Origin of the sequence: Trinickia fusca (genome assembly GCF_003628145.1) — a bacterium.
Taxonomy (GTDB): Bacteria; Pseudomonadota; Gammaproteobacteria; order Burkholderiales; family Burkholderiaceae; genus Trinickia; species Trinickia fusca.
This window is the reverse complement of sequence record NZ_RBZV01000003.1, coordinates 265,363-284,179: the sequence shown is the minus strand read 5'-3', so window position 1 is coordinate 284,179 and position 18,817 is coordinate 265,363. Positions and strand designations below refer to the sequence as shown.

The following is an 18,817-nucleotide window of genomic DNA, read 5'->3' as shown; positions in this document are numbered from 1 at the left end:
AATGAAGCCAGAGGAGAGCGGGATGGACTACGTGTTTGCCCCGGCACCGGTCGTCGCGGTGCCGGTTGCCGAAACCGACCAACGATATTGCGTGCACCGGATTTACTGCGTGGGTCGCAATTACGAAGCGCATGCGCGCGAGATGGGCCACGATCCCGATCGCGAGCCGCCGTTCTTCTTCACGAAGCCGGCCGACGCGGTACTGTATGTCGCACCTGGCACGACGGGCGAGTTTCCCTATCCCTCGCGTTCGAGCAACGTCCACTTCGAAATGGAACTCGTCGTGGCGATCGGCAAGGGCGGCCGTGACATCCCGGCGCAGCACGCGCGCGACCACATCTACGGCTACGCGCTCGGTCTCGACATGACGCGCCGCGATTTGCAGGCCGAAGCGAAAAAGCTCGGGCGCCCGTGGGACGTCGCCAAGGGCTTCGATCTTTCGGCGCCGCTCGGTCCCATTCATCGCGCGTCGACGGTGGGGCACGTCGAGCGCGGAGCGATCTGGCTCGACGTGAACGGTGCGAACAAGCAGCGCGCCGACGTCGCGCAGATGATCTGGTCGATCGACGAGACCATCGCGTATCTGTCGACCCTTTACGAACTGCAGCCGGGCGATCTGATCTTTACGGGAACGCCCGAAGGCGTCGGGGCGGTCGCAAAGGGTGACCTGATGACGGGCGGCGTCGACGGGCTGGGTCAATTCAGCGTGCGCGTCGCGTGATCGTTTGGTCAGGAGTCCTTTCATGAAGCTATACAGCTATTTCCGCAGCTCAGCCTCGTTTCGCGTACGCATCGCGCTGAACCTGAAGAATCTCTCATACGACTACCTGTCCGTTCACCTGCTGCGCTCGGGCGGCGAGCAGCTTCAGCCGGAGTATCGCAAGCTCAATCCCGACGCGCTGGTGCCGACGCTCGTCGACGGCGACGCCACGCTGCAGCAGTCGCTGGCGATCATCGAATATCTCGAGGAGACGCATCCGGCGCTGCCCGTGTTGCCGCGCAACCCTGTCGATCGCGCGTACGTTCGAGCCATCGCGTTGCAGATCGCGTGCGAGATCCATCCACTGAACAACCTGAGGATCCTCAAGTACCTCAAACATGAACTCGATGTCAGCGAGGAAGCGAAGAACGCGTGGTATCACCATTGGATCGAGCAGGGCTTCGACACGCTCGAAACGCGGCTCGCCAACGATAGCCGTACCGGCCAGTTCGCGTTTGGCGATACGCCGACGCTCGCCGATATCTGCATCGTGCCGCAGGTGTTCAACGCGCAGCGCTTCAACGTCGATACGCAGCGCTATCCGACGATCCAGCGGATTTACGATCACGCGATGCAGCTCGATGCGTTCGCGCGCGCGGCGCCGGGGCAGCAGCCCGATGCCGAGTAAGCAGTAAGGGAGGGCGCGAGGGCCGGCACATGGGCGGCCCTCGGCATTCAGGCGGGTCAGCCGAGCAGCGCGTCGGCGAATTCGGTCGCGTTGAACGGCTGAAGGTCTTCCACCTTCTCGCCGATGCCGATGAAGTAGACCGGCACGGGCCGTTGGCGCGCGATAGCCGCAAGGATGCCGCCTTTGGCGGTACCGTCGAGCTTGGTCACGATGAGGCCCGTGAGCCCCAGCGCATCGTCGAATGCCTTGACCTGCGCGAGCGCGTTTTGCCCCGTGTTGGCATCGATGACGAGCAGCACCTCGTGCGGCGCGCCGTCGAACGCCTTGCCGATCACGCGCTTGACCTTGCGCAGCTCTTCCATCAGGTGCAGCTGCGTGGGCAGCCGTCCGGCCGTATCGGCCATCACCACATCGATCCTGCGCGCGCACGCGGCGCTGACCGCGTCGAAGATGACGGCTGCCGGATCGCCGCTTTCCTGCGCGACGACGGTCACGTTGTTGCGCTCGCCCCAGATGGCGAGCTGTTCGCGCGCCGCCGCACGGAACGTATCGCCGGCGGCGAGCAGCACCGATTGCTCGAAGCTCTGCAGATGCTTGGCGAGCTTGCCGATGCTGGTCGTCTTGCCGGCGCCGTTCACGCCCGCGATCATCATGACCATCGGCTGTGCGCGGCCCAGCACCAGCGATCTTTCGAGCGGCGTGAGCAAGTCGACGATCAGCGTGCGCAGTGCCGTCTTCACTTGCTGCGGATCGGTCAAGCGCTCAGTGCGGACCTTTTCGCGTAGCGCGCCGAGCAGGTACTCGGTCGCTTCGACACCGGCATCGGACATCAGCAGCGCCGTTTCGAGCTCTTCGTACAGATCTTCGTCGATCTTCGTACCGACGAAGATGCCGGCAATGCCCGCACTCGTCTTGGACAGTCCCGACTTCAGGCGCGTGAGCCACGATTGCTTGGCGGCGGGCTCGGGTGCGGGCGGCGGAATGATCTCGACGACTTCCTCGACGTCGGGCGTGGCCGCGGCGCCAGCAGACAGCGTCACATCGTTCGTCACCATCGCGGTGACGATAGGCGCGATCGACGCGTTCACGTCGGTCGCCGCAGGTGTGGGCGCAGCGACGGGAGCCGCAGGCTGTGGTGCCGGCGCGCTCTGAACCGTCGATGGGGCCAGCGGCGCCTGCGCGGGCTCGTTCGGCGCCTGCGTGGGTTGCTCGGCGGCCGCGTCGCTCGCGTTGGGGGCGGCATCGGGCGTCTTGGAGCCCTTGAATCGTTTGAAGAAACTGAACATGAGTCTGACGTGATCGGTGCGCGGCGAAACCGGCGCGGGTTCGCGCATGCGCGGGTGCGAGGATGAACACTCGACCCGCATGGATGAGTGCGGCAAAGCGTTGCAAGCCCGCCATTTTATCAGGGGTGCCCGGCGGGCGAGAGCGAAGCGGCACGATGCGGCGTGCGCTGTGGTAACGTTGGTCGTCCGACCTCGCGCGCAGCGCTTCTCGTTGTGCCCTCGTTGCCGCGAGAATCTCCCGTTTTCGATTCGATTTTCCGCATGTCCCGTTCCTCTTCCGTTTCGCACGCGCGCAGCGCATCGGCCGCTCGCGCGAGGCCGCACACGATCCGCATCATCGGCGGCGAGTGGAAACGCACGCCATTGCCCGTGCTCGATCTCGAAGGTCTGCGGCCGACACCCGACCGTGTGCGCGAGACACTGTTCAACTGGCTCGGGCAACGGCTCGATGGCCAGCGTTGCCTCGATCTGTTCGCGGGCAGCGGCGCGCTCGGCTTCGAAGCGGCCTCGCGCGGCGCGGCGCGCGTGGTGATGGTCGAGCGCAACGCGCGTGCCGCGCGGCAGCTGCGCGAGAATCAGGCACGCCTGGCCGCGCGCGCGATCGAAATTGCCGAAGCCGATGCGCTGCGCTTAGCCGAGAACCTCGCACCGGGTTCGTTCGACGTCGTCTTTCTCGATCCGCCGTTCGGCGATGGCGTGCTGGCGCGCGCGCTCGAACTGACGCTGCGGCTGGTTGCGCCGGGCGGGTTCTTGTATGTCGAATCGGGCGAGGCGCTCGAAGACGATGCGCCTCTATTGGCGGGTTGGGTGATTGCACGCCGGGGCAAGGCCGGCGCGGTCCATTACCATTTGCTGCAACGCGAAAATGATGAATAATGCGCAGCCGGCGGTGCCTTTTCTGCGCGTGCCCGCGTTCCAAATGAATAATGACAGGAGATGCTCATGGTAGTCGCCGTGTACCCGGGTACGTTCGACCCCCTCACGCGCGGTCACGAAGACCTCGTTCGGCGCGCGTCGAGCATTTTCGATACCTTGGTTGTCGGCGTTGCCGACAGCCGCAACAAGAAGCCATTCTTTTCGCTGCAGGAGCGGCTCGACATTGCGCAGGAAGTGCTCGGCCACTATCCGAACGTGCAGGTCATGAGCTTCCAGGGGCTCTTGAAGGATTTCGTGCGCGCGAACAACGCCCGCGTGATCGTGCGCGGCCTGCGTGCGGTGTCCGACTTCGAATATGAGTTTCAGATGGCAGGGATGAACCGCTATCTGCTGCCCGACGTCGAAACGATGTTCATGACGCCGTCCGATCAATACCAGTTCATTTCGGGCACGATCGTGCGCGAAATCGCGCAACTGGGCGGCGACGTGAGCAAGTTCGTGTTTCCTTCGGTCGAGAAGTGGCTGAAGGACAAAGTCGCCCAGATGGGGCAGGGCTCCGCAGCGCAGCCTTGATTGATTCGCTGATGACGCCGGACGGCAGGCCGGCGTCACGGCTCTTCGGGCGTGTCGTCACATCGTCTCGCACACAGTTACGACAGCAATCCCATCTGCATCCTTCGGGGTGCGCGGTTCCTCAAAGCGGACGCGGTAAAGGCGTCCGACCGCTCGCCGGGGCGGACGGAGCAGGGGGCATGCAGCGGCGACAGCAGGTGGGATTCTTTCCAGTTCATCGCCGAATGTGGCCTCGGCACTTTGCTCTACATCCCCAGTAGCGGCCGCTACGCACTCTCTGAATGCCTTCGACATTCCTTCGCAGCCACAATGGACAAATGCGTCTCTAACGGTTGCCGCTCTGCGTAATACGCCAGTCTGTTCGAAGACTTCAATCCGCGCACTGACCACGAACCGATCGCGGTGAGCAACGAGGTTGGCAACGGCTGCTGCGGCCCCGCCGACAGCTACCGCGCCGCAGATGACTCCTCCCGCTTGCAGGTCGTCCGTCGTCGAAGAGGCGGCCCGTGCACCAGGTAGGCGTAAAATACCCGGGCGGCGCTAGCCGCGAGTCTGTTGCGCACGCCTGACAGCGTCGGCAGTTCGACAAAACGCCGGCGCGATATCTAGGAGCACTTTTCTCGTGGTTTCGAGGCGAGTTGAGCGTCGTCGGAAGGCTTGGAAGCGCTAAGTTATTGTTTTTATTATTGTTATATTTGCAACCATGGCCTTGATGATTACCGACGAGTGCATCAATTGCGACGTCTGCGAGCCAGAGTGCCCGAACGACGCAATTTCGATGGGCCCGGAGATCTACGTGATCGATCCGGCCAAATGCACCGAGTGTGTCGGCCATTTCGATGAGCCGCAGTGCCAGCAGGTGTGTCCGGTCGAATGCATTCCACGCGACCCGCAGCATCTCGAGACGCCGGAAGGGCTGCTCGCCAAGTATCACGCGCTACAGGCCGCGAAAGCGGCAGCCGCGCAGCGCGCCGGCGACAACAGTTAAGGTCCGGGCTCAGCCGCCGTCGGCCGAGCCTGTCCTGAGCCGCTTCCTCACGCGTTCCGATGCAACAGCATCATCGCGCGCTCGAGTTCCCCCTTGACCACATGCGGCATGACGACGAGCGAGCGCTCGATGGCCGCGTCGATGACATCCTGCTCCTCTTTGCGCGGCGGCTTCAGCACGAAGTTCGCGACGTCGGGCTTGGCACCCGCACGCGCCGATTCGGGAATCAGGTCGCGGGGATGACCGATGCCGATGCGCAGCCGCCAATACTGCTGCGACGACAGGTGCGCCGAAATGTCCTTGAGCCCATTGTGACCGCCGCTGCCGCCGCCGAGCTTGAGCTTGACGGCGCCGGGGGGCAGATCGAGCTCGTCATGCGCGACGAGAATCTGATCAGGCAGGATCTTGAAGAAATGGGCGAGTGCGACGACCGACTGGCCTGAGCGGTTCATGTACGTCTGCGGCTCGAGCAGATGCACTTCCTCGCCATGCAGGCGAGCCTTGGCATAAAAGCCATGGAAGCGCCGCTCGTCGCGAAGCTGTGCGCCGGCTTCGCGCGCGAGCTGGTCGACGAGCCAAAAGCCTGCGTTATGACGTGTCGCGGTGTACTCGGCGCCCGGATTACCGAGCCCGACGATCAGCTTGATCATGGTTCTTCCAAGAGCCGAAAAGCCGAAAAAAAACCCGCCGGGCAGTTGCTCGGCGGGTTACGTCGTCCGTCTTCAACGAAACGGATCGAGAGGATATCGCTAGGAAATCCTTATGCTGCGGGCGTTTCGCCTTCAGCGGCTTCGCTCGACACTGCGCCAGCCGGCACCGTTGCCGATGCGATGACCGGGTTTTCGCTCTCGACGTGCGCCACGAGCGACACGCCCTTGGGCAGCGTGATGTCCTTGGCGTGCAGCGATTGACCGGCTTCGATCTTCGCGAGGTCGAGCTCGACGAATTCGGGCAGGTCAGCCGGCAGGCACTCGATCTCGACTTCGGTCACGACGTGCGAGATCACTGCGCTGTGCAGCTTCACAGCCGGATTCGTTTCCTGGTTCATGAAGTGCACGGGAATCTTCGTGTGCAGCTTCTTCTTCGGGTCGACGCGCTGGAAGTCCACGTGCAGCACGAGCTGACGGAACGGGTGGTATTGCACGTCGCGCAGGAGCACCGGCTGCGACTTGCCGCCGATCTCGAGGTCGAGGATCGACGAGTGGAACACTTCCTTCTTCAGGGCGTGCCACAGCGCGTTGTGATCGAGTTCGATCATTTGGGGTTCAGCACCAGCGCCGTACACGATAGCCGGGGTCTTGCCGGCAATGCGCAGGCGGCGGCTCGCACCCGTACCTTGCAGGCTACGCTCGAAAGCGACTACTTTCATATTCAATCTCCATGGACTGCCCGCGACCAGGCAGTAAAACGGAGCCTTGTTTCGTTGCATCAATGCTGACGCAGCGTTCGTAGGCTCCTAACAAAACGGCGCGTTTCGTGAAAAACGCGCCCTACAAGCGAAAGGCGCCGCAATGTGCAGCGCCTTCCGTCAATCTTGATGCTTGGCTCAGCTTTCCGCGAACAGCGACATCACCGAGTCGCCGCGGCGAATGCGCGAGAACGTCTCGGCAAGCAGGCCCGCGCACGACAGCGAACGAACCTTCGCGCACGAGCGCGCTTCGTCGTTGAGCGGAATCGTGTCGGTCACGACGAGTTCGTCGAGCGCCGAACCGGCAACGCGCTCGCCCGCGCCACCCGAGAGAACCGGGTGCGTCGCGTAGGCGACGACTTGCTTGGCGCCACGTTCCTTCAACACTTGCGCAGCCTTGCACAGCGTGCCGGCCGTATCGACCATGTCGTCCATGATCACGCAGGTGCGGCCTTCGACTTCACCGATGATGTTCATCACTTCAGCGACGTTCGCCTTCGGACGGCGCTTGTCGATGATCGCCAGATCGCAGTTGAGCTGCTTGGCGAGGGCACGCGCACGCACGACACCGCCGACATCGGGAGACACGACGAGCAGGTTCTCGTAGTTCTGCTTGCGCAGATCGCCGAGCAGCACGGGCGTCGCGTAGATGTTGTCGACGGGGATATCGAAGAAGCCTTGAATCTGGTCGGCGTGCAGATCCATCGTGATGATCCGCTCGACACCGGCGATTTCCAGCATGTTGGCCACGACCTTCGCCGAGATTGCCACACGCGCCGAGCGCGGACGACGATCTTGACGGGCATAACCGAAGTAGGGGATGGCTGCAGTGATCCGGCCGGCCGACGCTCGTTTGAGCGCATCGACCATGATCATGAGTTCCATCAGGTTGTCGTTGGTCGGCGCGCACGTGGACTGGAGGACGAAGACGTCCTTGCCGCGCACGTTTTCCTGAATCTCGACCTGGATCTCGCCGTCGGAGAAACGGCTGACCATTGCTTTACCGAGGGGGATACCGAGGATCTTGACGACTTCCTGAGCAAGCGCCGGATTAGCGTTGCCAGTAAACACCATCAGGCCGTCATGGCTGCTCATCATGCACCTGCTGCGGGAGGCGGGGACTGCGGGAATTTTTGGCAGGGGAGGAAGGACTCGAACCCTCGAATGCCGGAATCAAAATCCGGTGCCTTAACCAACTTGGCGACTCCCCTACACTAACTTTGAGCTTCATCGGGCGTGCGGGACATTCCCGATGAGGCGAAACCTATGCCGCGAAAGCGAAGAGTGGATGCGTATCCAGACTCGGCGCTACTGCGCTCTTCCAGCCGGCAGGCAGTTTGGCTTGCGCCGCTTCCGCTTCACCGATGGTCGAGAACGCTGCAAAAACGCTTGATCCCGATCCGGTCATCCGCGCGGGTGCGATGTTTTCAAACCACTTCAGCACCTGCGCAACTTCCGCGTATTTTCCCACGACAACGGGCTGCATGTCATTCCGGCCAAAACTTTCAGGCCATCTTGCGTCGCAGCTTTGTTGTGCAAGAAAGTCCGTAATTGTGACGGGCTTTGAATCTCTTGTCAACAACTTATCGGAAAAAATCTCGACCGTCGGGACGTGAGCTTCTGGTGTCACCACCAAAAAGCAGCGCGGCGGCAATTGTACAGCCTCCAGCGCTTCTCCGACACCCTGTGCGAACGCATTTTTCCCAAAAATGAAGAAAGGGACGTCGGCGCCGAGCTGCAAGCCCAGCGCCTGCAACGTTTCGCGCGGCAAACCGAGCTTCCAGAGCCGGTTCAGCGCAAGCAGCGTCGTCGCCGCGTCGGAGCTGCCGCCGCCCAGGCCCGCGCCCATCGGCAGGCGTTTGTCGATCTCGATGTCGACCCCGCACTTCGTGCCCGTGTGCGCCTTCAACAGCGACGCGGCGCGTACGACGAGGTCGCTTTGCTCAGCCACGCCCGGGACGTCGGTCTTGCGGCGGATCTGGCCGTCCTCGCGCAGCGCGAAGTGCAGCGTGTCGCCCCAATCGAGCAATTGGAAGACCGACTGCAACATGTGATAGCCGTCGGACCGGCGGCCCGTGATGTGCAGGAACAGATTGAGTTTCGCGGGTGCTGGGCACGCGCGCAGGGAGTCGTGTGTTTCGATCATGCTTGAAGTGACAGTGACGCAGCGCGCGCCTAGCGATCCAGGACGAGCTTGATGTCGAGCGGCGGCTGGTATCGCGTGAGGTTCACGCGTTTGACGCCCGTGCCCGGCGCATCCGCGTAGGCCAGGTATTGAATCGTCCAGCCATCCTGATCGATTTCTTTCAGCTGTGTGTCCTGCTGTGGGTCGACGATCGTTTTCGCGTGCGAGGTCGGCGCCGGCGACGGCTTCAACCAGTAACGCAGCCCTTCGACGGGCAGCGCGAACCCGAGCGTGCTTTGCATCAGCGAACTCACGTTGTCGGCCGTGACCGGCTGGCGGTTAGGCAGCTCGAGCGTGGCGGCGGACGGTGAAGACGTGACGATCGCGAGCGTCTGGCCGAGCGGATTGAGCAGCTGCAGCGTGACGGTGTCGCCTTGCTCCTGCCAATCGAAGTTGCCGTACGCGTTGCGTGTCTGGCCGTTCTGGTCCACGTAGCGCACCGCGAAGCGGCCGTGATAGGCGCGGCTGGTCTGCGTGGCGAGTGCCGTGGCGGCATTCGAGGTGGACGGCCCGTGCGTCGGTACCGACGAACAGCCTGCGAGTGTGGCGGCCAGCAGCGCCGCCGCCAGAGACGCTGTGCGCACGCGGCGCACAGCGGGCAAAGACAGAATGTGCATCAGAGATCGTTGCCGTTGACTTGGAAGCGCTTGAGCGTTTTCACGAGCGTGTCGTTATGCGGCTCGAGCTTGTGCGCGTCGCGCCACGCGGCGAGCGCATGCGCCTGATCCCCGCTCTTCCACAGCACTTCACCGAGATGCGCGCCGATTTCCGCGTTCGGTTGCAGATCGTACGCGCGCCGCAGCAGCTTCGCCGCGTCGCTCGTGTTGCCTTGCCGATACTTGACCCAGCCCAGGCTGTCCATGATGAACGCGTCGTTCGGTGCGAGCGACGAAGCCTTCTCGATCAGCTTCTCCGCTTCGTCGAGATGCTGATTGCGATCGGCGAGCGAATAGCCGAGCGCGTTGTAGGCCTGCGGGTTGTCGGGTTGCTGCTTGATGAGCTCGCGCAGCTTGTCCTCCATCACGTCGTAGTGGCCGTTCTTCTCGGCGGCCATCGCGTAGTCGTAGAGGATCTCGGGATCGTTCCCGAACGACTGCGCCGCTTGCGCGAGACGCTTTTCGGCCTCGGGGTAGCGCTGCGCGTCGAACAGGATCGCCGCATCGGTGCGTGCGATCAGCGCCTGTTCGCGCGGGTCCGACGTGTCCAGGCCCGACAGCAGATTGCGCGCGTCGTCGGTCTTGCCGTCCTTGGCGAGCAACTGGGCGCGGGTCACGCGCGCAGCCACGTACTGCGCGCTCGACGGCGTTACGCGATCGAGCCACTTCGCCGCTTGCGCGTCGTTCTTCTGCTCGAGCGCCAGCTGCGCGAGATAGATGTAGGCCTGGCCCGCATCGGCACCGGGCGTCTTTTCGGTGAGGTCGGCGTATTGCGTCAGATACTTCTGCGCGGCGTCGTACTGCTTTTCCTGGACCTTAAGCAGACCGAGCGCCATCAGCGGCATCGGGTCGTGCGCGTCCATCGCGCGCATCGCCTCGAACTGCCTTTGCGCATCGTCGAGCCGATCGCTCGACAGATACAGCTGCGCCAGCGCGAGTCGCGCATCGCGCGACTTCGGGTTCTGCTTCACGTACGACTCGAACGAGGCAATGCCTTCGTCCCGCTCGGTCGGCCCCATCTGCGCGAGCGCGAGCGCGGCCGGCAAGTAGTCGGGCTTGATCTTCAGCGCGCGCTCGAGCGAGGTCTTCGCGCCGGCATGATCGTCGACGAGCAATTGCTGACGGCCGAGCGCAAGCAGTGCCTCGGGGCGATCGAGATCGTTCTTGAGCAGATCTTGCAGCACATGCAGGCCGCCTGCGTGGTTCGGGCCGCGCGAGAGCAGCACTTGCAACGAGAGCAGCGAGGCGCCGCGGTTCTCCGTCGGCACCTTCGCGAGTTCGCGCGCAAGCAGCGGCTCGGCTTCTTCAGGCTTGCCGGACAGCACGAGCAGCGAGGCATCGAGCTGCGCGGCGCGCTCGGAATCGGGGGCGTATTGCTGCCACAGTTGCGCGGCCGTCAGCGCATCGGACGGGCTCTGCGCCGCAATCGCGATCTCGGCGGCGCGCTGCGCCATACGCGGATCACGCGTGTCGCGCGCGAGTGCGAGGTAGGTCTGATACGCCGGCGCGGGCTGATCGCGCTGAAGCGCGACTTCGGCCGCGAGCACCTGGAAGACGATCTGACTCGTCAGCGGGACATTCGGCAGGTCCTTTTGCTCTTGCGGCAACGTGGGCGCAAACAGATCGTTGGCGCTCGAGTTGTCGTCTGACGAGGAGGGGTCCTGCGCGTGGGCAGGAAAGGCGGCAAGCGTCCACACGCAAAGCGCGGCGGCGGCGATACGGCCGATCGGTGCCATGCGCCTTGCGGCGCGTGCGTCGCCCGGGCGCTTCGAGAGCTGCTTCAAGGACAAAATCATGGAAATCCGTTCGAGGTTTCGGTCGATTGTAACGCGCTCGCTACAATACACGCAGATTCGACCACGCAAGTTACACACCCATTTTGAACCGTTAGACATGCCTGAGCTGCCAGAAGTTGAAGTTACCCGGCGCGGTATCGAGCCGTATGTGCGCGGGCGCCGCGTCGAGCGCGTCGACGTGCGCACGCCGGCGCTGCGCTGGCCCGTGCCGGCCGACCTCGCGCGCACGCTCGCACGGCAGGAGGTGCTGGCCGTCGAGCGGCGCGGCAAATATCTGCTGTTCGAGGTGGCGGCCGGGTGGTTCATCGTGCATCTGGGCATGACCGGGACGTTGCGCGTGATGCGCCAGGCCGAGCTCACGGCGCCGGCCAAGCACGATCACATCGACTGGATCTTCGACGAATTCGTTCTGCGCTACCGCGATCCGCGCCGGTTCGGGGCGGTGCTGTGGCATCCGCGCGAGGCCGGCGACATCCATGCGCATCCGCTGCTTGCCGGGCTGGGCGTCGAGCCGTTCGGCGACGAATTTTCGGGCGAGCTCATCTATCGGCGCACGCGCGGGCGCAAGGTGTCGATCAAGCAGGCGCTGCTGGCGGGCAATATCGTCGTCGGCGTCGGCAACATCTATGCATCCGAGAGCCTCTTTCGCGCCGGCATCCGGCCGACGACCGCGGCGGGGCGCCTGTCTCTGCCCCGCTGCGAACGACTTGCGCAAGCCGTGCGCGCGACGCTGGCGGCCGCGATCGAGCGCGGTGGCAGCACGCTGCGCGATTTCGTCGGCAGTGACGGCTCGAGCGGCTATTTCCAACTCGAGTGCTTCGTCTACGATCGCGCGGGCGCGCCGTGCCGCGTGTGCGGCACGCCGATCCGGCAAATCGTGCAAGGCCAGCGCTCGACCTATTTCTGCGCGCACTGTCAGCGCTGATCGTTTCGCTTATCCCCTTTCATGTCCGCTCTTTCGACTTCGCCGGGTACGCCCGGCTCGCCGCTGCAGGCCGCGTTCGCCGAGCGGCTCATCGCCTGGCAGCGTCAGCACGGCCGCCATGATCTGCCCTGGCAGAACACGCGCGATCCCTACCGCATCTGGCTGTCCGAGATCATGCTGCAGCAAACGCAAGTCTCGACCGTCATTCCCTATTACGCGAAGTTTCTCGCGCGTTTTCCCGATGTCGGCGCGCTCGCCGCAGCACCGATCGACGATGTGATGGCGTTGTGGGCCGGACTCGGCTACTACTCGCGCGCGCGCAATCTGCATCGTTGCGCGCAGGCTGTCGTCGAGCAGCACGGCGGTGCATTTCCGGCATCGGCCGACGAGCTGGCCGAACTGCCCGGTATCGGCCGGTCGACGGCGGCGGCGATCGCCTCGTTCGCATTCGGTGCGCGCGCGACGATTCTCGATGGCAACGTCAAGCGCGTGCTCGCGCGCGTATTCGGCATCGAAGGATTTCCCGGCGAAAAGCGCGTCGAGAACGCGATGTGGGTGCTCGCCGAAACGCTGTTGCCGACCGAGGCCACCGACGCGGACGTCAGTGCCTACACGCAAGGTCTCATGGATCTGGGCGCCACGCTCTGCGTGCGGGGCAAGCCCGAATGCGCGCGTTGCCCGTTTGCCGGCGATTGCGTCGCCCACGCAACGGGCCGGCAACGCGAGTTGCCGGGTGCGCGCCCGAAGAAGGCGGTGCCGACGCGTCGCACGTGGATGCTCGTATTGCGCGACGGCGCATCGGTGCTGCTCGAGCGTCGACCGCCATCGGGCATCTGGGGCGGACTCTGGAGCTTGCCCGAAGCCGCCGACGAAGCGGCGCTCGCGACGCGCGCCAGACAATGGGGGGCGACGGCCGAGCCCGAGCGGCTCGCACCGCTCACTCATACGTTCACGCACTTCAAGCTCGACATCGAGCCGCGCGTCGTCGAATTCGGGGGCGGTGCGGTGGCAGCCTGCGATGCGCGCGATGAAGAGACGGCCTGGGTGCCGCTTGGCGAGATCGAGGCGTACGGGGTGCCCGCGCCGGTGCGCAAGTTGCTCGACGCGCTCAAGGGTTCGTTGCTGTAGCGCGTGCTCGCGACGTCAAAGCAACTGATGCTGCTGCATGTAGTGATGCACGGCGTCGATGCGCACGCCCGCATCGGCCAGCTCCATCAGCTTTTGCCGTGTGCGTAGCGGAATCTGCAGCACCTCGGACAGACGGTTCGACACCCACGTCGGATCGTCGAAGCGAAACGGCTCGGCGAACGGCAGGCTCGCCGCATCGCGCTCGCGAATCGTTTCGATGATGCGTTCGAGTACTTCGGCGCACGCCCCGAATTTGGCGAGCGCGTCGGTGCCTTCGAGCGGGATGTCGTCGGGCACGGGCTCGGCCATGCCGACGAGCAGGCCGCCCGGCTCCGTACGGTGCGACAGCAGCCTGAATCGCCGCGTGCCGCGGGCGCAGACGCGCAGCATGCCGTAGGCGTCGACGTCGCATTCCTCGATCTGCGCCAGGCAGCCCACGCTTTCCGGCACGGCCGGCTCGTCAGGCTGTGCGACTTCCGCGCCGCTCTTGAGCAGACACACGCCGAACGGCGTGTTCTCGCGCAGACAGGCGCGCGCCATGTCGAGGTAGCGCGCTTCGAAGATCTTCAGGGGCAACAGGCCATCGGGGAACAGCACCGCGTGCAGTGGGAAGAGCGGCAGATCGGCGTAGACGGCAGGGGTAGAGGACATGGCGCAACGCTTGAAATGTGCCGCGCATGCATGTGCGGCGGGATTAAGCCACTGACGCTACCAGTCGTGAGGAATCGTCGATTTCGATCGGCGCGTCCCGGTGCCGCACGATAACTGTCGCTTCGCGCGCGAGACGCGCGGCAAGCGTCTCGGCGATGAAGACCGAGCGGTGCTGCCCGCCCGTGCATCCGATCGCAACCGTCAGGTAGCTGCGGTTGTCGTCGCGGAACCGCGGCAGCCACTTCAGCACGAACGAATAAATGTCGTCGATCATTTCATGCACGACCGGCAACGCATCGAGAAATTCGATGACGGGCAGGTCGCGCCCGGTCAGCGGACGCAGGCGATGGTCGTAGTACGGATTCGGCAACGCGCGCACGTCGAATACGAAGTCGGCGTCGAGCGGCAGGCCGCGTTTGAAGCCGAACGATTCGAACATCAGCATCAGCCCTTCGCGCTCTTCTTCGATGAAGCGACGCACCCAGGCGCGCAGCACGTTTGCGCGCAGGTTGCTCGTGTCGATCTGGTGACCGAACTCGGCCAGCGGGGCGACGAGTTCGCGCTCGCGCTCGATCGCTTCTTCAAGCGACGCGAGCAGGCCCACATCGGCATCGTGCACCGGCGAGCCCGACAGTGGATGGCGGCGGCGCGTTTCGGAAAAGCGCTGGATCAGCGATTGCGTGCTCGCGTTGAGGAACAGCACGCGGACGTTATGTTCGCTCGTCAGGTCGTGGATGATGCTGGGCATTTCGTCGAGCGAGGCGCTCGAGCGCGCGTCGATGGCGACCGCGAGGCGTTCGTGACCCTCTTCGCCGCGCGACAGATATTGGGCGAGCGCAGGCAGAAACCGCGGCGGCAGATTGTCGACGCAGTAGTAGCCTGCGTCGGCGAGCGCGTTCAACGCAACAGACTTGCCGGAGCCGGAAATGCCGGTGATCAGAACAATGCGCATGGAGAAAGACCCGTTCGTTTCATCATAGCACTTGGCCTCAGGCGCCGTTCGCGCCAGAGAAGCGCGCGGTGCGCGACGCGCCACCGCATACGTTACATCAGCTTGCCCGGCAATTGGCTATCGGGATCCTGCATCGCGAGCCGCTGGCGGTCCATGAAGTCGCGCAGCGTGTCGATGCCGCGCAACTGCAGGATCGTGTTGCGCACGGCGGCTTCGACGAGCACGGCCAGGTTGCGGCCCGCCGCCACTTGGATCGTCACCTTGCTGATCGGCAGGCCCAGCACGTCGACGGTCTGGCTCTCGAGCGGCAGCCGCTGGAACTCGCCGTCAGGGCGGCGCACCAGTTGCACGATGAGCTTGAGCTTCATCTTGCGGCGCACGGCCGTCTCACCGAAGATCGTCTTGATGTCGAGCAGGCCCAGGCCGCGCACTTCGAGCAGGTTTTGCAGCAGTGGCGGGCAGCGTCCTTCGACGAAATCGGGGCCAAGTCGCACGAAATCGACGGCATCGTCGGCAACGAGTCCGTGCCCGCGGCTGATGAGCTCGAGGCCGAGCTCGCTCTTGCCGAGACCGGAGTCGCCGGTCAGCAGCACGCCCATGCCGAGGATGTCGAGGAACACGCCGTGCAGCGTCGCGCGCGGCGCGAGGATGCGCGACATGTAGAGCCGCAGATTGTCGATGACGCTGGCTGCCGACATCGGCGTCGTGAACAGCGGCGTCGACGAGCGCGTACAGCGCAGCACGAGCTCGGGCGGCGCCGCGACGCCGCCCGCGACGACGAGAAACGGCGGCTCGAGCGCGATCAGCTCGGCCATGTGGCGCGAGCGGTCTCCGTCGGTCTGACGCTGGTAGTAGTTGACTTCGGCGTCGCCGAGCACCTGGATCCGGTTCGGGTGAATGAGGTTCAGGTGGCCGACGAGGTCGGCGCTCGACGTGGCATTGGCGACCGTTTCGGCCGAAAACCCGCGTTCCCAGCCTTCATGCCCCGTCAGCCAGCTCAGCTTGAGCGCGGCGGCGTTGTCGTCGAAGATGCTTTGGGCGTTGATGCTGGACGTATCCATGAATCCGTGGCTCCTGGTTGACCGTGCCTCGCGCGCGCAAGACGCGCGCGTCACCGGGCCGCGTTCGGCATGCGCGCGGCGCCGGGCGCCTCACATGGCAAGACGCGGCAGTCTCAAGCGTGCCACTGGGTCAGCAATTGATGCAACTCTTCGCGGCTCGGTTCGGTGTGGAGACGTTCGCGCGCGTCGCGATCGGACAGCAATTGCGCGATCTCCGAAAGAATTTCGAGGTGCTGCTGGGTTGCCTGTTCCGGCACCAGCAGGAAGATCAGCAGCGAGACGGGCTTGCCGTCCGGCGATTCGAACGCAATTGGCTGATCGAGGCGCACGAATGCGGCCAGCGGCTGCTTGAGCCCTTTGATCCGGCCGTGCGGAATCGCGACGCCTTCGCCGAGCCCGGTCGAGCCGAGACGTTCGCGCGCGAACAGGTTGTCAGTGACTGTGCTACGGGCGATTCCGTTCTGATTTTCGAAAATCAGGCCTGCTTGCTCGAACACGCGCTTCTTGCTGGTGACGGAAAGGCCGACTACGACGTTCTCGAGAGGAAGGAATTTGGCTAAACGATTCATGTTGGCAGGCTAACGCGTCGCCTGGGCGCTCCCCGTGGCAACTGGCTGGTTGTCCATTCTCGGCCGTGCTCGCCGGATCGGTGAATCCGGGCCGTCTGGCGTTCGGCCGGCTGCCCCTTCAATAACCGGCACATTATAGAACAGGCCAAGCATGATGGTGCGCCGCGCCAATGTGCAAATACGGATTGTTGTGTGTCGTTGTGTACGCAAGCAAGGCGTTTGCACTGCGACGTCTCATAAAAAACCGCCCGGATGGCCGGGCGGTTTTGCGGGGTGACGGCGCGAAGCGCGCCGGTCGTCTCAAGCTTCTTGCTGCGGCAGTTCGCCCAGCGGGACCTCGTGATGTTTGATCGCCTCGTGCTGATGTTCTTGAATGCGGCTCTTGTGGCGCACTACTTGTCGATCGAGACGGTCGACCATGAGGTCGATCGCGGCGTAGAGGTCGCCGTTGGCACTTTCGATGAAGATGTCTTTGCCCTTTAGGTGAAGATTGATTTCAACCTTTTGACGCTTATCCTTTTCCTTCTGATTGTCGACCGAGAGGACCACATTGCCGTCGATCACCTGGTCGAAGTGTCTTAGCACTTTGTCGAGCTTGGTGATCACGTATTCTCGCAACGCTGGCGTGACTTCGAGATGGTGTCCACTGATCTTCAGATTCATAGTGCTCTCCAAACGAATGGCCGCCTGACACCATTCGGTGCGGCTATGCCGGTCGGGAGCGGCCCGCTCGGATCAATCACCCCGCGTGACTGACGAGCGGCGGGTCGTATCGGCCGGCCATAGCGTGAACAGCGTCGCGGCCGGAAAATGCTCCCCGCAAAAATGCGGTGAGCTACAAAGACTTACGCAAATTCACTGCGGGGATCTTGAGGGCTTCGCGGTACTTCGCGACTGTCCGGCGTGCGACCACGAATCCTTGTTCCGCCAGCAGTTCGGCTATGCGGCTGTCTGAAAGAGGCGTCTTTGAGTCTTCTGCTCCTATCAGTTGCTTGATGAGCGCGCGAATAGCCGTTGACGAGGCCGCGCCACCCGTATCGGTCGACACGTGCGAACCAAAGAAGTACTTGAATTCAAGCGTTCCATACGGAGTGAGCATGTACTTGCCGGTCGTCACGCGCGAAACCGTCGATTCGTGCAAGCCCAGCGTATCAGCAATTTCTCGCAAAACCAAGGGGCGCATGGCGATTTCGCCGTGAGCGAAGAAGTTCTTTTGACGCTCGACAATCGCCTGCGCGACACGCAGGATCGTCTCGAAGCGCTGCTGAATGTTCTTGATGAGCCAGCGCGCCTCCTGCAATTGCTGACGCAAGGAGCCGCTGCCCGGATCGCCGCGGTTGTTGCGCAGGATGTTCGCGTACAGATGGTTGATCCGCAGGCGCGGCACCACCTCGGGATTCAGTTCGGCGTGCCATCCCTGCGCCGTTTTCCTGACGATGATGTCGGGCACGACATAGTCCGCTTCCGCCTTGCCGTAGGCCGCGCCCGGGAACGGTTCGAGCGAGCGGATCAGCGCATGTGCATCGCGTAGCGCGTCGTCGCTGGCCTTTAGCTGTTTGCGCAGACGCGTGAAGTCGCGCGCCGCGAGCAACTCGAGATGATGCGCGACGATTTCGAGCGCGAGCTTGCGCGTGGGCGAATCGTCGAGCCGCACCAATTGCAGCCGCAGGCACTCCGCAGCCGAACGCGCGCCGACGCCCGCCGGATCGAAGCTGTGCAGCAGCGCAAGCGCCGCGTTGAGTTCGTCGAGGTCGACTTCGAGTTCTTCGGGCAGGTCGGCGAGCACTTCGTCGAGTGACGCAGTGAGATAGCCGTCGTCGTCGAGCGATTCGATCAGGAACGTGATCAGTGCGCGATCGCGCGGGCTTGCCTGCGTCACGCGCAACTGGGCCGCCAGATGGTCGCGCAGTGTCGTGGTGGATTCGTGGATTTGCAGCGGTGGCAGATCGTCATCGTCCGACGCGCCCGACGAGCGGCCGTAATCGTCGAGATTCCACTGCGAGGCATCGCCGCTGTCTGCGCTGCTGATACCGTTGTATTCGTCGCTGCCTGAATTGTCGCTACTATCCGTGCGCTCGGACGATTGCGCGCTCGGCGCGCCGCTCATGGGCTCGGGCACGGTGGGGCTCGGCGTTTGTGCGATGACCGAGCCGTCGGCCGCCACGCGCAGCGGGCTCGCGATCCATTCGTCTTCGCTTTCGAGCAGCGGATTTTGCGAGACGGCCATCGCGACTTCCTGCTGAAGTTCGAGCGTAGACAACTGCAGCAGCCGGATCGACTGCTGTAGTTGCGGTGTCAGCGCAAGGTGCTGCGATAGGCGGAGTTGGAGGCTGGCTTTCATGGCAAGTGTCTTTCATTGTAGAGACTTTGCCACG

The 18,817-nt window shown here is 63.8% G+C and carries 20 protein-coding genes and 1 tRNA gene; 7 read left to right on the top strand and 14 right to left on the bottom strand.

Translation table 11 applies throughout. The features are described from left to right. The first annotated feature begins 22 nt into the window (after nt 1-22). Together D7S89_RS10550 and maiA are read left to right on the top strand one after the other, a co-directional pair. A complete protein-coding gene (locus tag D7S89_RS10550; RefSeq protein WP_121277610.1) occupies nt 23-721 on the top strand; it encodes a fumarylacetoacetate hydrolase family protein in 699 nt (232 codons plus the stop codon). 22 nt (nt 722-743) lie between these two features. After that, nucleotides 744-1,388: a maleylacetoacetate isomerase gene (gene maiA, locus D7S89_RS10545; RefSeq protein ID WP_121277609.1), complete on the top strand. Its 645-nt coding sequence runs from the start codon at nt 744-746 to the stop codon at nt 1,386-1,388. Between the two features lie 56 nt (nt 1,389-1,444). Here the strand turns inward: maiA and ftsY are convergent, their stop codons facing one another. Beyond that, nucleotides 1,445-2,674 carry a signal recognition particle-docking protein FtsY gene (gene ftsY, locus D7S89_RS10540; RefSeq protein ID WP_121277916.1) on the bottom strand — a complete coding sequence of 410 codons (1,230 nt, stop codon included), beginning with the start codon at nt 2,672-2,674 and terminating at the stop codon, nt 1,445-1,447. 261 nt (nt 2,675-2,935) lie between these two features. Between ftsY and rsmD the strand changes: the two genes are divergently transcribed. The 3 genes from rsmD to D7S89_RS10525 all read left to right on the top strand — a co-directional run bounded on the left by rsmD (nt 2,936) and on the right by D7S89_RS10525 (nt 5,111). Continuing rightward, on the top strand, nt 2,936-3,550 hold the full coding sequence (gene rsmD, locus D7S89_RS10535; protein WP_121277608.1) for a 16S rRNA (guanine(966)-N(2))-methyltransferase RsmD: 615 nt from the start codon (nt 2,936-2,938) through the stop codon (nt 3,548-3,550). 66 nt (nt 3,551-3,616) lie between these two features. Continuing rightward, nucleotides 3,617-4,123, top strand: coding sequence for a pantetheine-phosphate adenylyltransferase (coaD, locus tag D7S89_RS10530; RefSeq protein WP_121277915.1), 507 nt, complete (start codon nt 3,617-3,619; stop codon nt 4,121-4,123). Between the two features lie 703 nt (nt 4,124-4,826). Next, nucleotides 4,827-5,111, top strand: a complete 285-nt coding sequence (locus D7S89_RS10525) for a YfhL family 4Fe-4S dicluster ferredoxin (protein WP_121277607.1) — start codon at nt 4,827-4,829, stop codon at nt 5,109-5,111. A 47-nt stretch (nt 5,112-5,158) separates the two neighbouring features. Here D7S89_RS10525 and pth read toward each other — a convergent pair whose 3' ends face one another. The 7 genes from pth to D7S89_RS10490 form a co-directional block, all read right to left on the bottom strand. Beyond that, a complete protein-coding gene (pth, locus tag D7S89_RS10520; protein ID WP_121277606.1) occupies nt 5,159-5,761 on the bottom strand; it encodes an aminoacyl-tRNA hydrolase in 603 nt (200 codons plus the stop codon). Between the two features lie 110 nt (nt 5,762-5,871). Further along, complete coding sequence (locus D7S89_RS10515; protein ID WP_121277605.1) at nt 5,872-6,480, bottom strand: 50S ribosomal protein L25/general stress protein Ctc; 609 nt, start codon at nt 6,478-6,480, stop codon at nt 5,872-5,874. Nucleotides 6,481-6,657: 177 nt separating this feature from the next. Then, the gene (locus D7S89_RS10510) at nt 6,658-7,614 is read right to left on the bottom strand and encodes a ribose-phosphate pyrophosphokinase (protein WP_121277914.1); all 957 of its coding nucleotides are present in this window, start codon (nt 7,612-7,614) and stop codon (nt 6,658-6,660) included. Nucleotides 7,615-7,653: 39 nt separating this feature from the next. After that, nucleotides 7,654-7,730 (bottom strand) — tRNA-Gln (locus D7S89_RS10505). A 53-nt stretch (nt 7,731-7,783) separates the two neighbouring features. Continuing rightward, the gene (ispE, locus tag D7S89_RS10500; RefSeq protein ID WP_121277604.1) at nt 7,784-8,665 is read right to left on the bottom strand and encodes a 4-(cytidine 5'-diphospho)-2-C-methyl-D-erythritol kinase; all 882 of its coding nucleotides are present in this window, start codon (nt 8,663-8,665) and stop codon (nt 7,784-7,786) included. Between the two features lie 29 nt (nt 8,666-8,694). Beyond that, on the bottom strand, nt 8,695-9,321 hold the full coding sequence (gene lolB, locus D7S89_RS10495) for a lipoprotein insertase outer membrane protein LolB (protein WP_121277603.1): 627 nt from the start codon (nt 9,319-9,321) through the stop codon (nt 8,695-8,697). After that, entirely contained in the window at nt 9,321-11,156 is a 1,836-nt protein-coding gene (locus D7S89_RS10490; protein WP_121277602.1) for a tetratricopeptide repeat protein, read from the bottom strand. Before D7S89_RS10490 ends, lolB begins: the two co-directional genes overlap by 1 nt. Nucleotides 11,157-11,253: 97 nt before the next feature. Here D7S89_RS10490 and mutM point away from each other — a divergent pair, with 97 nt between their 5' ends. Together mutM and mutY are read left to right on the top strand one after the other, a co-directional pair. Beyond that, nucleotides 11,254-12,081: a bifunctional DNA-formamidopyrimidine glycosylase/DNA-(apurinic or apyrimidinic site) lyase gene (gene mutM, locus D7S89_RS10485; RefSeq protein WP_121277601.1), complete on the top strand. Its 828-nt coding sequence runs from the start codon at nt 11,254-11,256 to the stop codon at nt 12,079-12,081. A gap of 21 nt (nt 12,082-12,102) precedes the next feature. Then, the gene (gene mutY / locus D7S89_RS10480) at nt 12,103-13,209 is read left to right on the top strand and encodes an A/G-specific adenine glycosylase (protein WP_121277600.1); all 1,107 of its coding nucleotides are present in this window, start codon (nt 12,103-12,105) and stop codon (nt 13,207-13,209) included. Nucleotides 13,210-13,224: 15 nt separating this feature from the next. Here mutY and D7S89_RS10475 read toward each other — a convergent pair whose 3' ends face one another. The 6 genes from D7S89_RS10475 to D7S89_RS10450 form a co-directional block, all read right to left on the bottom strand. Beyond that, entirely contained in the window at nt 13,225-13,860 is a 636-nt protein-coding gene (locus D7S89_RS10475) for an LON peptidase substrate-binding domain-containing protein (protein WP_121277599.1), read from the bottom strand. A gap of 43 nt (nt 13,861-13,903) precedes the next feature. Further along, complete coding sequence (gene rapZ / locus D7S89_RS10470) at nt 13,904-14,812, bottom strand: RNase adapter RapZ (RefSeq protein WP_121277598.1); 909 nt, start codon at nt 14,810-14,812, stop codon at nt 13,904-13,906. A gap of 92 nt (nt 14,813-14,904) precedes the next feature. After that, complete coding sequence (gene hprK / locus D7S89_RS10465) at nt 14,905-15,873, bottom strand: HPr(Ser) kinase/phosphatase (RefSeq protein ID WP_121277597.1); 969 nt, start codon at nt 15,871-15,873, stop codon at nt 14,905-14,907. A 113-nt stretch (nt 15,874-15,986) separates the two neighbouring features. Continuing rightward, entirely contained in the window at nt 15,987-16,442 is a 456-nt protein-coding gene (gene ptsN / locus D7S89_RS10460) for a PTS IIA-like nitrogen regulatory protein PtsN (protein WP_121277596.1), read from the bottom strand. Nucleotides 16,443-16,742: 300 nt separating this feature from the next. After that, nucleotides 16,743-17,105: a ribosome hibernation-promoting factor, HPF/YfiA family gene (gene hpf / locus D7S89_RS10455; protein ID WP_121277595.1), complete on the bottom strand. Its 363-nt coding sequence runs from the start codon at nt 17,103-17,105 to the stop codon at nt 16,743-16,745. Nucleotides 17,106-17,277: 172 nt separating this feature from the next. Next, a complete protein-coding gene (locus D7S89_RS10450) occupies nt 17,278-18,783 on the bottom strand; it encodes an RNA polymerase factor sigma-54 (RefSeq protein WP_121277594.1) in 1,506 nt (501 codons plus the stop codon). Nucleotides 18,784-18,817: the final 34 nt, after the last annotated feature.

What these genes read in the sequence shown, in the direction of transcription:
- coaD (WP_121277915.1), top strand. Translation starts at nt 3,617, where the DNA reads ATGGTAGTCGCCGTGTACCCGGGTACGTTCGACCCCCTCACGCGCGGT.
- ptsN (WP_121277596.1), bottom strand. Translation starts at nt 16,442, where the DNA reads ATGAATCGTTTAGCCAAATTCCTTCCTCTCGAGAACGTCGTAGTCGGC.
- ftsY (WP_121277916.1), bottom strand. Translation starts at nt 2,674, where the DNA reads ATGTTCAGTTTCTTCAAACGATTCAAGGGCTCCAAGACGCCCGATGCC.
- D7S89_RS10475 (WP_121277599.1), bottom strand. Translation starts at nt 13,860, where the DNA reads ATGTCCTCTACCCCTGCCGTCTACGCCGATCTGCCGCTCTTCCCACTG.
- D7S89_RS10550 (WP_121277610.1), top strand. Translation starts at nt 23, where the DNA reads ATGGACTACGTGTTTGCCCCGGCACCGGTCGTCGCGGTGCCGGTTGCC.
- rsmD (WP_121277608.1), top strand. Translation starts at nt 2,936, where the DNA reads ATGTCCCGTTCCTCTTCCGTTTCGCACGCGCGCAGCGCATCGGCCGCT.
- rapZ (WP_121277598.1), bottom strand. Translation starts at nt 14,812, where the DNA reads ATGCGCATTGTTCTGATCACCGGCATTTCCGGCTCCGGCAAGTCTGTT.
- D7S89_RS10490 (WP_121277602.1), bottom strand. Translation starts at nt 11,156, where the DNA reads ATGATTTTGTCCTTGAAGCAGCTCTCGAAGCGCCCGGGCGACGCACGC.
- pth (WP_121277606.1), bottom strand. Translation starts at nt 5,761, where the DNA reads ATGATCAAGCTGATCGTCGGGCTCGGTAATCCGGGCGCCGAGTACACC.
- lolB (WP_121277603.1), bottom strand. Translation starts at nt 9,321, where the DNA reads ATGCACATTCTGTCTTTGCCCGCTGTGCGCCGCGTGCGCACAGCGTCT.
- D7S89_RS10515 (WP_121277605.1), bottom strand. Translation starts at nt 6,480, where the DNA reads ATGAAAGTAGTCGCTTTCGAGCGTAGCCTGCAAGGTACGGGTGCGAGC.
- D7S89_RS10510 (WP_121277914.1), bottom strand. Translation starts at nt 7,614, where the DNA reads ATGAGCAGCCATGACGGCCTGATGGTGTTTACTGGCAACGCTAATCCG.
- mutM (WP_121277601.1), top strand. Translation starts at nt 11,254, where the DNA reads ATGCCTGAGCTGCCAGAAGTTGAAGTTACCCGGCGCGGTATCGAGCCG.
- hpf (WP_121277595.1), bottom strand. Translation starts at nt 17,105, where the DNA reads ATGAATCTGAAGATCAGTGGACACCATCTCGAAGTCACGCCAGCGTTG.
- mutY (WP_121277600.1), top strand. Translation starts at nt 12,103, where the DNA reads ATGTCCGCTCTTTCGACTTCGCCGGGTACGCCCGGCTCGCCGCTGCAG.
- D7S89_RS10450 (WP_121277594.1), bottom strand. Translation starts at nt 18,783, where the DNA reads ATGAAAGCCAGCCTCCAACTCCGCCTATCGCAGCACCTTGCGCTGACA.
- ispE (WP_121277604.1), bottom strand. Translation starts at nt 8,665, where the DNA reads ATGATCGAAACACACGACTCCCTGCGCGCGTGCCCAGCACCCGCGAAA.
- maiA (WP_121277609.1), top strand. Translation starts at nt 744, where the DNA reads ATGAAGCTATACAGCTATTTCCGCAGCTCAGCCTCGTTTCGCGTACGC.
- hprK (WP_121277597.1), bottom strand. Translation starts at nt 15,873, where the DNA reads ATGGATACGTCCAGCATCAACGCCCAAAGCATCTTCGACGACAACGCC.
- D7S89_RS10525 (WP_121277607.1), top strand. Translation starts at nt 4,827, where the DNA reads ATGGCCTTGATGATTACCGACGAGTGCATCAATTGCGACGTCTGCGAG.